Here is a 12,073-nt window from a genome sequence, read left to right on the forward strand (position 1 = left end):
GTTGAGTGAGATCGTCGTCGTGCCGCACACGCACTGGGACCGCGAGTGGTACCTGCCGTTCCAGCGGTTCCGGATGGGGCTGGTGCGGATGCTGGACGAGGTGCTGGACACCATGGCGGCCGACCCCGCGTACCGGTTCACCATGGACGGGCAGCTGGCCGCCGTCGAGGACTACCTGGAGATCCGCCCCGAGCGGCGCGCGGACATCGCCCGGTTCGTGGGCGAGGGACGGTTCGCCGCGGGCCCGTGGGTCATCCTGTCCGACGAGTTCCTCTGCTCGGGCGAGACGCTGATGCGCAACCTGGAGTACGGCCTGCGGGGCGCGCGTGCGCTCGGCGGGGCGATGGAGGTCGGCTACCTGCCCGACCAGTTCGGGCACTGCGCGCAGATGCCGCAGATCCTCGCGCTGGCCGGCCTGAAGGTCGCCTGCCTGTGGCGCGGCGTCCCCGCCTCGGTCCTGCGCGACACGTTCGCCTGGAAAGGCGCCGACGGCACCGTCATCCCCACCCGGTACCTCCCCGGCGGCTACGGCAACGCCGTGGCCCTGTTCAACGGCCCCTCCGAGGCCCTCCCCGACCGCGTCGCCGCCTTCACCGCGACCATGCGCCCCTGGCGCCCCGAGGGCCCCCTGCTGGCGATGTACGGCGCCGACCACTCCGCCCCCTCCGCCGGCATCACCGCCGCCGGCCTCCGCCTGGCCACCCTCGGCGAGTTCCTCACCGCCGAGCCCCCGCCGGACGGCCTCACCGTGGTGGAAGGGGAACTGCGCTCGCACGCCCGCGCGAACATCCTGCCCGGCGTGATCTCCGCGCGCGTCGCCCTCAAGCACGCGATGGGCCGCGCCGAGCGCACGCTCATCCGGTACGCCGAGCCGCTCGCGGCCCTGTGGGCGGCCGGCGACGGGCCCGCGGCGCGCGGGAACGGCGCGGACGGGGCCGCGGGGCGCGGGAACGGCGTGGACGGGGCCGCGGGGCGGATGATCGAGCTGGCGTGGCGGGGGGTGATCGCGTGCAGCGGGCACGACTCGATCACCGGGTGCGGGGCGGACGAGACCGCGCAGCAGGTGGCGGCGCGGATCGCGGAGGCCGAGCAGATCGGGCAGGCCGTGGTGGACATGGTGAGCGCCACGCTGGCCGCCGCGGCCGGCAGGGACCGGCTCGTGGTCGTCAACCCCTCGCCGTACCCGCGGACCGCGCTGGTGCTGGCCGACCTGCCCGAGGCGCGCTCCCACCTGGTGGGGCACGACGGCGTGGCCGTGCCGTCCCAGCCGCTCACCCGCGCTCCCACGCTGCTGGACGAGTCGGTGCTGGACGACCTCACCCGGCTGCTCGGGCGCGTGCACGAGCGTGAGCTGTTCGGCCACGAGATCGTGTCCTGGTCGGCCGGCGGCGACCTGTTCACCGTCGTGGTCAGCCGCCACGCCACCACCGGCTACCAGTACGCCGACCTGAAGGCCGCCATCCTGGCCGCCGCGGCCGCCCGCCCCGGCCCCTGGCGCGTCCGCACCGTCGCCGAGCCGGTCGTCACCGTCGCCGCCCGCGTCCAGGTCCCCGCCCTCGGCCGCACCGTCCTCGCCTCGGTCCCCCCTCCGGGCGCCGGCGGCCCGTGGTCGCGCCGCGTCGCGGACGGGGTCCCGCCGGTGCGGGTGGAGGGCGGCGCGCTGGACAACGGGCTGCTGCGGGTGGAGGTCCAGGCGGACGGGAGCCTGACGATGGAGACGGCCTCCGGGGTGCGGGCGCAGGGGGTGGGGCGGATCGTGGACGGCGGGGACGTGGGCGACACCTACAACCACGCGCCGCCCGCCGAGGATCGCACCGTCGAGGTGCCGTCGTCGGTCACGGTCACGCAGGTGGCCGGCGGGCCGCTGGTGGCGGTGCTGGAGGTGGTGCGGGCGTACGACTGGCCGGTGCGGGCCGGGGGCGGCGCCAGGGCCACCGAGACGGCCGAGGCGGTGGTGACGACCCGGGTGGAGCTGCGCGCCGGGGAGCCGTACGCGCGGCTGGCGGTCACCGTGGACAACCCCTGCCGCGACCATCGGGTGCGCTGGCACGCCGGTCTCCCCCGCGAGGCGCCGGAGTCGTTCGCCGAGGGACAGTACGCGGTGGTGCGACGCGGTACGGCCCCCGAGGGCGGCGGCGGCGAGGAGCCGCTCCCCACGTTCCCCGCCGAGGGCTTCGCCGCCGCCGGAGGCCTGGCGGTCCTGCTCGGCCACGTCACGGAGTACGAACTGCTCCCCCCACCGCCCGGCACCGGAGTACCGGTGCCCCCACCTTCCGGTCCCTTCACCGGAGAACGGGTGCCCTCACCGTCCGGCGCCACCGCCGGGGAACCGGTGGCTCCGTCCGACGGCCCCGCCGGGGAACCGGTGGCCCTGCCGGCCGACGGCCCCGCGGGGGAACCGGTGGCCCTGCTGGCCGACGGCCCCACGGGAGAACTCGCGCTGACCCTGCTGCGGGCGGTGGGGTATCTGTCCCGCAACGACAACCCCCTGCGGGACGAACCGGCCGGGCCGCAGATCGCCACGCCCGACGCTCAGTGTCCCGGGCCGCTCAGCACACGTTTCGCCGTGGCCCTGTACGAGGACACCTGGGACGCCGCTGCCCTGCCTCGTCTGGCCGAGGACTACCGCCTGGATCTCATGGCGGTGCCCGGCTCCGCCCCCGCGGCCCCGCACACCCCGCTCCCGCCCCCGGAGGCCCGTCTGGAGGTGACCGGCGCGGGTGTCATGCTCGGCGCGCTGCGCCGGCGCGAGGGTCACCTGGAACTACGCCTGACGGCCGAATCCCCCATCCCCACCGAAGCCGTGATAACCGGCGGCTTCACCACCGCACACCTGGCGACACCCCTAGGCCGCCGCACTCACCCCCTGACCCCCGTCGACGGCACCGTCCGCCTGCCCCTCCGGCCCTTCGAGATAGCCACCCTGCACCTGTCCTGACCCGCCGGCGCGCACTCACCGTGTGAGGGGACCCGCGTCCGGCGGCCGCCGTACGGGGTCCCCGTGGGGGAGGCCGTCTCGTCCGGGGTGCCGGTGCGGCGGGCTCCCGGGGAGATCGGACGGGCTCCGGCCCGTCGGGGGGCGACGTCGCACCCCTACGGGCCGGCGCGCGTCGCCCGGGGCGCCGTGGTCGGGACCCGCCCCTTACTCGCCGCCCTTCTGCACGTAGCTGCGCACGAACTCCTCAGCGTTCTCCTCGAGGACCTCGTCGATCTCGTCGAGGATGTTGTCGACGTCGTCCGTCAGCTTGTCCTGACGCTCCTGGACGTCGGAACCGCCCTGCGCCTCGGCCTCTTCGACCTCGCTGTCCTGCCGGCTGGTGTGCTTCTGGCCGCCGGTGTCCTTCGTCGCCATGTGGTACCTCCGCTTGGGGGACGCATCTGACTCATATCTTCCCCGAACCGGACGACAATTCGCGCGGATCGTCCGGTGATCTACGCGAGCCGGCCAGAAGAGGCTCTCCTGCCAGACAACCTCCCCGCCGAGTCCCCCTGCAAATCAGGCTAAATGGCTTCATTTCCGACAACCGGTCGGCACCCCTATCCCATCCACTGGACAGTACGGCTATCCAATGATTGGATAGGGCCACTCTCCAATGAAGGGTAGGCCATGTCCCCCGCGTCTCTCGGCACCGCAGGGGTGCTGCTCGTCACCGTCCCCACCATCGCGATCGGCGGCGCGTCGCTGCTGACGTTCATCGGCCGGCGCACGCCCGGCTACCTCGACAACCCGGTCCGGCGCGGGCTGTGGCGGGCCGGTCACGCCCACGCGGGCGTGCTCGTGCTGTTCGCCCTCGTGGCACTGACCTACGTCGACCAGGCGGGACTCGCCGGCGGGACCGCCGCGCTGGTGCGCGGGCTGTTCGTCGCCGCGCCGATCCTGATGCCGCTGGGCTTCTTCCTGTCGGTGGTCCGGCCGGGCGACACCAGGCCGAGCAAGCTCATCTGGCTGACCGCGGCGGGCGGCCTCTGCCTGGCCGCCGGTACGCTGATCCTCGGCATCGGCCTGATCCAAGTGGCATAAATCAGATCGTTATACCGGACCATGTGGCATTCTGTGGTGATCCGCCCATAGGCATCCTGCTCCACGGGGAAAAATGGAGCGGTCATGGGGGCAGGGGCACGATGCCGACATGTGAACGGGTGAAATGAGAGCGGACCACGCACAACTGCTCGGCGATCGCTATCGGCTGATCTCGCCGCTGGGGCAGGGTGGCATGGGGATCGTCTGGCGCGCGCACGACAAGCGCCTGGCCCGTGACGTCGCGATCAAGGAGCTGCGACCGGCCCGCCGCGACGACGAGCGCGACGTGCGCACCGCCCGCCGCCACGCGCTGCGCGAGGCCCGCTCGGCCGCCCGGCTCAGCCACCCGGCCATCGTCACCGTGCACGACCTGCTGGAGGAGGACGGCAGGCTGTGGATCGTCATGGAGCTGGTGGAGGCGCTGACCCTGCAGGCCACCGCCTGGCACCTCGGCCGCCTGCCCGTGCACTGGACGGCGTGGATCGGGTTCCACCTGCTCAGCGGCCTGCGCCACGCCCACGCGGCCGGCGTGCTGCACCGCGACATCAAGCCGGGCAACGTGCTGCTGACCGGCGACCGCGTGGTGCTCAGCGACTTCGGCATCGCGGTGCTCCAGGGCGACGAGCAGGGCACGCACACCAACACCATGCCCATCGTCGGCTCGCCCGGGTACATCGCCCCCGAGCGCCTGCACGGCCGTCCCGCCACCCCGGCGGCCGACCTGTGGTCGTTCGGCGCCACCCTCTACTTCTCGGTGGAGGGCAGGCCCCCGGCCGTGGAGGACGGCGACGTGCTGGCGGCCCGCAAGCCGGGCAACGCCCCCTCCCCCCGCCGGGCCGGCGCGCTGCGCCTGCTCATCGAGGGCCTGCTGCGGCCCGACCCGGCCGAGCGGCTCACCAGCGACCAGGCGGCCATGCTGTTGTCGGAGATCCTGCGCAAGGAGGGCATCGCCGTCCCGCCCATGCGCCTGACCGGCAGCGGCCTGTTCCCGCCCGGCGCCTTTACAATGTAGATCAGAGAGACGCGCGCACCGGCCGGCGCGGCCTCAAGAGCCCCCGCAGCCCCGTGCCGCTAGCGCTCGCCGGTGAGGGCGGCCACCAGGTCGGCGGCGGTGCGGCAGCGGTCGAGCAGTTCGCCGACGTGGGCCTTGGTGCCGCGCAGCGGCTCCAAGGTGGGCACGCGCTGCAGCGACTCGCGGCCGGGGATGTCGAAGATCACCGAGTCCCAGGAGGCGGCGGCCACCGACTCGCTGTACTGCCGCAGGCACCGGCCGCGGAAGTAGGCCCGGGTGTCGTTGGGCGGCAGCTCGATGGCGCGCTGCACGTCCTCCTCCGACACCAGCCGCTGCATGCGCTCGCGGGCCACCAGGCGGTTGTACAGACCGCGGTCGGGGCGGATGTCGGAGTACTGGAGGTCCACCAGCTGGAGCCTCGGGTGCGACCAGGCGAGGCCGTCCCGGGTGCGGTAGCCCTCCAGCAGCTCCAGCTTGGCCACCCAGTCGAGCTCCCTGGACAGCTGCATGGGGTCCTCGGCGAGACGGGTGAGCACCGACTCCCAGCGGTTCAGCACGTCCTTGGTCATGTCGTCGACGGCGCTGCCGAAGCGGTCCTCGACGTACTTGCGGGCCTGCTCCAGGTATTCCATCTGGAGCTGCACGGCCGTCATGCGGCGCCCGTCCCGCAGCGTGACCTCGTGCTTGCAGGTGGGGTCGTGCGAGACGGCCCGCAGCGCGGCCACCGGGCTCTCCACCGACAGGTCGACGGTGAGGAAGCCGTCCTCGATCATGGCGAGCACCAGGGCGGTGGAGCCGAGCTTGAGGTAGGTGGAGATCTCCGACATGTTGGCGTCGCCGATGATGACGTGCAGGCGGCGGTACTTCTCGGGGTCGGCGTGCGGCTCGTCGCGGGTGTTGATGATCGGCCGCTTCAGCGTGGTCTCCAGCCCCACCTCGACCTCGAAGAAGTCGGCCCGCTGGCTGATCTGGAAGCCCTCGCCCCGGGAGTCCTGCCCGATGCCGACCCGGCCCGCGCCGCACACCACCTGGCGGGACACGAAGAACGGGGTCAGGTGGCGCACGATGTCGGCGAAAGGGGTGGCGCGCCGCATCAGGTAGTTCTCGTGGCAGCCGTAGGAGGCGCCCTTGTTGTCGGTGTTGTTCTTGTACAGCTGGATGGGAGCGTTCCCCGGCATGGCGGAGGCGCGCACCGCCGCGTCGTGCATCACCCGCTCGCCGGCCTTGTCCCAGATGACCGCGGCGCGGGGGTTGGTGCACTCGGGGGTGGAGTACTCGGGGTGGGCGTGGTCGACGTACAGCCGCGCGCCGTTGGTGAGGATGACGTTGGCCAGCCCGAGGTCCTCGTCGGTGAGCTGGGTCGGGTCGGCGATCTCACGGGCCAGGTCGAAGCCCCGGGCGTCCCGGAGCGGATTCTCCTCCTCGAAGTCCCATCGGGCACGGCGCGCCCGCGCGGCCGAGGCCGCCAGGTAGGCGTTGACCACCTGTGAGGAGGTCACCATCGCGTTCGCGCCCGGCTGCCCGGGTACGGAGATCCCGTACTCGGTCTCGATGCCCATCACCCGCCGTACCGTCACGCTCTCAGCCCTTCATCAGTGCTCTGTCGCACCCGGACCCCGCGGTCGCGCCGGTCCGTCACCACCGAGCCTAGACCGTCGTGCGGACGGTGGGTTCCGCCGGTCCGCGCGCCCCGCACGCGAACGACGGCGCGGCTCCGGGAGGAACCACGCCGTCGCACGCACGTCGTCGCGATCAGTAGCCGCGATCAGAGGTACTGGCCGGTGTTGGCGACCGTGTCGATGGATCGCCCGGCTTCTGTGCCCTGCTTGCCCGACACCAGGGTGCGGATGTACACGATCCGCTCGCCCTTCTTGCCGGAGATGCGGGCCCAGTCGTCGGGGTTCGTGGTGTTGGGCAGGTCTTCGTTCTCGCTGAACTCGTCGACGCACGCGGCGAGGAGGTGTGCGATGCGAAGGCCCTTCTGCCCGGTCTCCAGGAACGCCTTGATGGCCATCTTCTTGCCCCGGTCGACGATGTTCTGGATCATCGCACCGGAGTTGAAGTCCTTGAAGTAGAGGACCTCCTTGTCGCCGTTGGCGTAGGTCACCTCGAGGAAGCGGTTCTCCTCGCTCTCGGTGTACATGCGCTCGACGACACGCTGGATCATGCCGGCCACGGTGGCCTCACGCGAGGAGCTGTGCTCGCTGAGGTCTTCCGCGTGGAGCGGCAGCTCGGTGGTGATGTACTTCGAGAAGATGTCCTTGGCCGCCTCGGCGTCCGGCCGCTCGATCTTGATCTTGACGTCCAGGCGGCCGGGCCGCAGGATCGCCGGGTCGATCATGTCCTCGCGGTTGGAGGCGCCGATGACGATGACGTTCTCCAGGCCCTCCACGCCGTCGATCTCCGACAGCAACTGGGGAACGATGGTGTTCTCGACGTCGGATGAGACGCCCGAGCCACGGGTACGGAAGATCGAGTCCATCTCGTCGAAGAACACGATCACCGGGGTGCCCTCGGAGGCCTTCTCCCTGGCGCGCTGGAAGACCAGGCGGATGTGCCGCTCGGTCTCGCCGACGTACTTGTTGAGGAGCTCCGGGCCCTTGATGTTCAGGAAGAAGCTCTTGCCGGACTGTCCGGTCTTCTCGGCCACCTGCTTGGCCAGGGAGTTGGCCACGGCCTTGGCGATGAGCGTCTTGCCACAGCCGGGCGGGCCGTACAACAGGACACCCTTCGGCGGGCGCAGCTTGTGCTCACGGAACAGGTCGGCGTGCAGGTAGGGAAGCTCGATCGCGTCCCTGATCTGCTCGATCTGCCGTGAGAGCCCGCCGATCTCCTCGTACGAGATGTCGGGGACCTCTTCGAGCACCAGCTCCTCGACCTCGGACTTCGGGATGCGTTCGTACACGTATCCCGACCGGGGCTCAAGCAACAGCGAGTCGCCCGCTCTAATGGGCTGGTCAAGAAGCGACTCGGCAAGACGGACCACACGTTCCTCGTCGGCGTGCGAGATGACCAGCGCGCGCAGACCGTCCTCAAGGAGCTCCTTGAGCATCACGATCTCGCCGACCGTCTCGTAGCCGAGCGACTCGACCACGTTCAGCGCCTCGTTGAGCATGACCTCCTGGCCGCGCTTCAACGTGGTGACATCCACCGCCGGGCTGACGTTCACCCGGAGCTTGCGGCCCCCGGTGAACACCTCCACGGTCCCGTCGTCGCGCGCCTCGAGGAAGACGCCGAAACCGGACGGTGGCTGCGCCAGCCGGTCGACCTCCTCCTTCAACGCGACGATCTGGTCCCTGGCCTCCTTCAACGTGGCCACAAGCCGTTCGTTCTGGCCCGTGACGGCGGCCAGATTGGCTTGCAGTTCGTGGAGACGTTCCTCCAGGACCCTGGCCTGCCGGGGAGACTCCGCCAGCTTGCGGCGCAACGCGGTGATCTCCTCCTGGAGGAAGGAGACCTGAGTTGTGAGGTCCGCGACCTCTCGTTCGCGCTGGGCGGCCCGAGCCTCAGCGTCATCGCGAGCTGCCACAGTCACCTCCTTCCCAGTCGAGGGCGACTACTCAAGACCCTACCTATCTCGGGGGCATCCGTAACCTGGCCGGGGAGTGTTCGTGTCATTACATCCAGTGTTCAGCATTTAATGCGTTATTGGTTCTTCGTTGCTAGTAAGCAGATACCCATGCGGATCTGTTCCCACGGCACGAGATCGCACATGGTTGATTCCAAAATGGACACGACAGGTTACGGGAACTCAACTGCCTGACTCCTCCCCGTACGCACCCTTCGCCGGTCGCCGGCGCCTCGGCGGGGGCGTGACGCCGTCCGCCATGCGACGTGACGTGACGAGGAAGCCCGTGTGGCCCACCATGCGATGGTCGGGCCGGACGGCGAGTCCCTCGACATGCCAGTCGCGGACCAAGGTTTCCCACGAATGTGGCTCGGTGAAACTTCCGTGATCCCGGAGGGTCTCCACCGTACGCGACAACTGGGTGGTCGTGGCGACATAACAGCAGATCACCCCGCCTGGAGTGAGTGCCTTCGCCGCCGCGTCGACACACTCCCACGGGGCGAGCATGTCGAGCACCACGCGGTCGACGTCGGTCTCGTCGAGCGAGGCGACGAGGTCGCCGACCACCAGGCGCCACTGCGGCATGGGCCCACCGTAGAACTTCTCGACGTTCTTCCGGGCGACCTCGGCGAAGTCCTCCCGCCGCTCGTACGAGGTCACCTGACCCTGTTCCCCCACCGCGCGCAGCAGGAAACATGTGAGCGCCCCCGACCCCACCCCGGCCTCCACCACCCGGGCACCGGGGAACACGTCGGCCATCCCCACGATCTGCGCCGCGTCCTTGGGGTACACCACCGCCGCGCCGCGCGGCATGGACACCGCGTAGTCGTTCAGCAGATGCCGGAAGGCGAGGTACGAGGTACCGCCCGAGGAGCGCACCACCGAGCCCTCCGGTGCCCCGATCAGGTCGTCGTGCGGGATGGACCCCTTGTGCGTGTGGAACACGCCCCCTTCCCGCAACGTCACGGTGTGACGTTTGTCCTTGGGGTCGGTGAGCTGAACCTGATCCCCGGGCCGGAACGGCCCGTGCCTGCGGAAACCCATGCGGAAAGGCTATATGCGCCGGGGACTCCCCTGTGTCGCCCGTCCCCGAGGGCCCGCGCGACCGGCCCGCGTCACCTCGGGGACCCCGCCTGCGTCCCGGGGCACCTCGGGGACCCCGCCTCCGTCCCGGGGCACCGCGCCCGGGAACCGCCCTGGCGTCCTCCCTGGGGGGAATATGACTCGCCAGGCGGGGCCGTTGCTGGTAGCTCTTAAGCGTGTTTCCCCAAGAAGTCATCCCCGCCGGCCGGGTGGTGCTGCGCCCGCTGACCGACGCCGACGCCGACGCCATCGCGCGCGGGTGCGCCGACCCGGAGATCGCCCGTTTCGTGCCCGGGATGCCCGTGCCGTACACCGGCGCCGAGGCGCGGGCCTTCCTCGCCGGGGTGCCCGGGCAGTGGGAGCGCGGCGGGCTGTGCCTGGCCGTCGCCGGCAAGGCGGACGGCGAGTGGCTCGGCACGGTGTCCCTCAAGCCGCCCGGTCCGCGCGGGGCCGTCGAGATCGGTTACCTGGTGGCGCCGTGGGCGCGGGGGCGCGGGGCGGCCGCCGCGGCGGTCCGGGCGCTGACCGAGTGGGCGTTCGAACGGGGGGTGTACCGCGTCGAGCTGGTCACCGACCTGGACAACACCGGGAGCCAGCGGGTGGCGATGTCGGCGGGGTTCCGGCGCGAGGGCGTGCAGCGCGGCGCCGCGCCCGCGCGGGACGGCCGGTACGACGACCTGACGGCCTTCGCGCGGCTGGCGAGCGACTCCGGGGAGCGGCAGGAGTCCTACCTGCCCGGGCTGCCCGGCGGCTTCCTGTCCGACGGCGTGGTGCGGCTGGCCCCTCTGGTCCTCGCCGACGTCGACGACTACCAGGCCCTGGCGTGCGACCCCGACGTGCTGAAGTACAGCGTCCCGGGCGAGCCCCCCGACCGCGAGGACAGCGTGCGGCGCTGCCGGTACACCCCCACGTGGTGGCTGTCCGGCGAACGGGCCGAGCTGAGCATCCGCGACGAGGCCACCGGTGGCTTCGCCGGCCACGTCCAGCTCATGAACGTCAATCCCGCCCTCGGTCAGGCCATGATCGGCTACAGCCTGGTGTCCGCCTACCGAGGCCGCGGCATCATGACCCGCGCCGTCGACCTGCTCGCCGACTGGTGCTTCACCGCCACCGCCATCCACCGCCTCATCGCCGGCACCGCCGTGGACAACCTCGCCTCCCAGCACGTCCTCACCCGCGCCGGCTTCACCCGCGAAGCCCTTCTCAAGTCCCTGCTGCCCGCCCCCGACGGCACCCGCCACGACGACTACCAGTGGGTCCGCCTCCGCCCCACCTGACGCCGGGAGCGAGCACCCCGTCTCCGCCGTGTCCCGGCGCGTGCCGTCACCCGGTGATGGGGGCGGTGCGGGCGTTCAGGACGCGGAGGAGGTCGGTGGGGGACAGTTCGAGCTCCAGGCCGTGACGGCCGCTGGCCGTGTAGACGGTGGGGTGGCGCGTGAGGCCGGGGGCGACGATGACGGGGATCTTCAGGGGGAGGCCCAGGGGGCTGATGGTGTCGGCGCCCAGGCGGGTGAGGTCGGCGGGCGGGGCCACGCGGGCCTGGCGGCCGCCGGCCGCGACCGCCAGAGCCGGCAGGTCGATCGGTTCGCCGACGGGGGCCAGGGCGAGGACGACGTTGCCGTCGACGTAGGTGAGGACCGCTTTGACCAGGCGATCCGGGGGGACGCCCAGTTCGGCGGCGATCTGTTTCCGGGATTTTCCGTGCGCCGGGTCATGAGAGTAGATATGTGGATTAAAGGGGATTCGTCGGCGTCGGAGGGTCTTCACGGCCAGCGGATCGGGGAGCCGGGGTCGCGGGGTCGCGGGAAAAGGGGCCCCGGCGGCGGCGCGGCGTTTTCTCAGGTCATGATATTTAGGCGTATAAACGTACAAATAGTCGAGTAATGCCTCGGCGAGGACGACCGCGTCGGCCGCGTCCTCGGCGTCCACGCGGCCCAGGCGGATGTGGGCGGCCTGGTTGCCGATCACCCGCAGTTCCTCGGCCCAGACCAGCAGCCTGCCCTCGATCAGGCCGCGCCGCCGCAGCTCGCGCAGGGCGGCGGACAGCGGGGACGCCGTCACGCCGTGGTCGGCGCAGACGCCTTCCAGCAGGCGCCGCACCGTGACCATCGCCGACGAGTGGGCCCCCGCCCGCAGGCACGCCTTGGCCTCCACCAGCTCCGCGCGCAGGTGCGCGGGCAGCTCACCGGCCTCGGGACGCCCGGCATCGGGCCACAGGACCCGGGCCCGCCGGGGCGGGCCGTCCCCCGTGTCGTCCTCGAATCCACCGAACTGTTCCTCCGGCGCCAGTAAAAGGACGTGCATGCAGACCTGGCACACCGATAATGAATACGGGGCGAGCGAAGGAGGCAGAAAGGCGCGATGCGGGCCATCCGGCTCGCACGCCAGG

The 12,073-nt window shown here is 71.4% G+C and carries 9 protein-coding genes; 4 read left to right on the plus strand and 5 right to left on the minus strand.

The annotated features are described in order from the left end of the window. The first annotated feature begins 1 nt into the window (after position 1). Positions 2-2,938 carry a glycoside hydrolase family 38 N-terminal domain-containing protein gene (locus tag ACFP1K_RS21730; protein ID WP_380756166.1) on the plus strand — a complete coding sequence of 979 codons (2,937 nt, stop codon included), beginning with the start codon at positions 2-4 and terminating at the stop codon, positions 2,936-2,938. A 204-nt stretch (positions 2,939-3,142) separates the two neighbouring features. Here the strand turns inward: ACFP1K_RS21730 and ACFP1K_RS21735 are convergent, their stop codons facing one another. Then, positions 3,143-3,352, minus strand: coding sequence for a ubiquitin-like protein Pup (locus ACFP1K_RS21735; protein WP_380756168.1), 210 nt, complete (start codon positions 3,350-3,352; stop codon positions 3,143-3,145). 255 nt (positions 3,353-3,607) lie between these two features. Between ACFP1K_RS21735 and ACFP1K_RS21740 the strand changes: the two genes are divergently transcribed. Together ACFP1K_RS21740 and ACFP1K_RS21745 are read left to right on the plus strand one after the other, a co-directional pair. Continuing rightward, entirely contained in the window at positions 3,608-4,021 is a 414-nt protein-coding gene (locus ACFP1K_RS21740; RefSeq protein WP_380756170.1) for a hypothetical protein, read from the plus strand. Between the two features lie 124 nt (positions 4,022-4,145). Next, the gene (locus tag ACFP1K_RS21745) at positions 4,146-5,033 is read left to right on the plus strand and encodes a serine/threonine-protein kinase (protein ID WP_380756172.1); all 888 of its coding nucleotides are present in this window, start codon (positions 4,146-4,148) and stop codon (positions 5,031-5,033) included. Positions 5,034-5,092: 59 nt separating this feature from the next. Here ACFP1K_RS21745 and dop read toward each other — a convergent pair whose 3' ends face one another. From dop to ACFP1K_RS21760, 3 genes are all read right to left on the minus strand, one after another. Next, complete coding sequence (dop, locus tag ACFP1K_RS21750; RefSeq protein WP_380756174.1) at positions 5,093-6,610, minus strand: depupylase/deamidase Dop; 1,518 nt, start codon at positions 6,608-6,610, stop codon at positions 5,093-5,095. A gap of 188 nt (positions 6,611-6,798) precedes the next feature. Further along, positions 6,799-8,562 (minus strand): proteasome ATPase, encoded by a 1,764-nt coding sequence (gene arc, locus ACFP1K_RS21755; protein WP_380756177.1) that lies wholly within the window; start codon positions 8,560-8,562, stop codon positions 6,799-6,801. A 222-nt stretch (positions 8,563-8,784) separates the two neighbouring features. Next, entirely contained in the window at positions 8,785-9,645 is an 861-nt protein-coding gene (locus tag ACFP1K_RS21760; protein ID WP_380756179.1) for a tRNA (adenine-N1)-methyltransferase, read from the minus strand. A gap of 215 nt (positions 9,646-9,860) precedes the next feature. Here ACFP1K_RS21760 and ACFP1K_RS21765 point away from each other — a divergent pair, with 215 nt between their 5' ends. Next, positions 9,861-10,961: a GNAT family N-acetyltransferase gene (locus tag ACFP1K_RS21765; protein WP_380756182.1), complete on the plus strand. Its 1,101-nt coding sequence runs from the start codon at positions 9,861-9,863 to the stop codon at positions 10,959-10,961. A 46-nt stretch (positions 10,962-11,007) separates the two neighbouring features. Here the strand turns inward: ACFP1K_RS21765 and ACFP1K_RS21770 are convergent, their stop codons facing one another. Beyond that, on the minus strand, positions 11,008-11,988 hold the full coding sequence (locus ACFP1K_RS21770; RefSeq protein WP_380756184.1) for a YbaK/EbsC family protein: 981 nt from the start codon (positions 11,986-11,988) through the stop codon (positions 11,008-11,010). Between the last annotated feature and the right edge of the window lie 85 nt (positions 11,989-12,073).

It is taken from the genome of Sphaerisporangium aureirubrum (assembly GCF_042658925.1).
GTDB lineage: Bacteria > Actinomycetota > Actinomycetes > Streptosporangiales > Streptosporangiaceae > Sphaerisporangium > Sphaerisporangium aureirubrum.

Excerpts from the sequence above, each read along its gene's own strand:
- ACFP1K_RS21735 (WP_380756168.1), bottom strand. The coding sequence starts at position 3,352 with ATGGCGACGAAGGACACCGGCGGCCAGAAGCACACCAGCCGGCAGGAC.
- ACFP1K_RS21740 (WP_380756170.1), top strand. The coding sequence starts at position 3,608 with ATGTCCCCCGCGTCTCTCGGCACCGCAGGGGTGCTGCTCGTCACCGTC.
- ACFP1K_RS21745 (WP_380756172.1), top strand. The coding sequence starts at position 4,146 with ATGAGAGCGGACCACGCACAACTGCTCGGCGATCGCTATCGGCTGATC.
- ACFP1K_RS21760 (WP_380756179.1), bottom strand. The coding sequence starts at position 9,645 with ATGGGTTTCCGCAGGCACGGGCCGTTCCGGCCCGGGGATCAGGTTCAG.
- ACFP1K_RS21770 (WP_380756184.1), bottom strand. The coding sequence starts at position 11,988 with ATGCACGTCCTTTTACTGGCGCCGGAGGAACAGTTCGGTGGATTCGAG.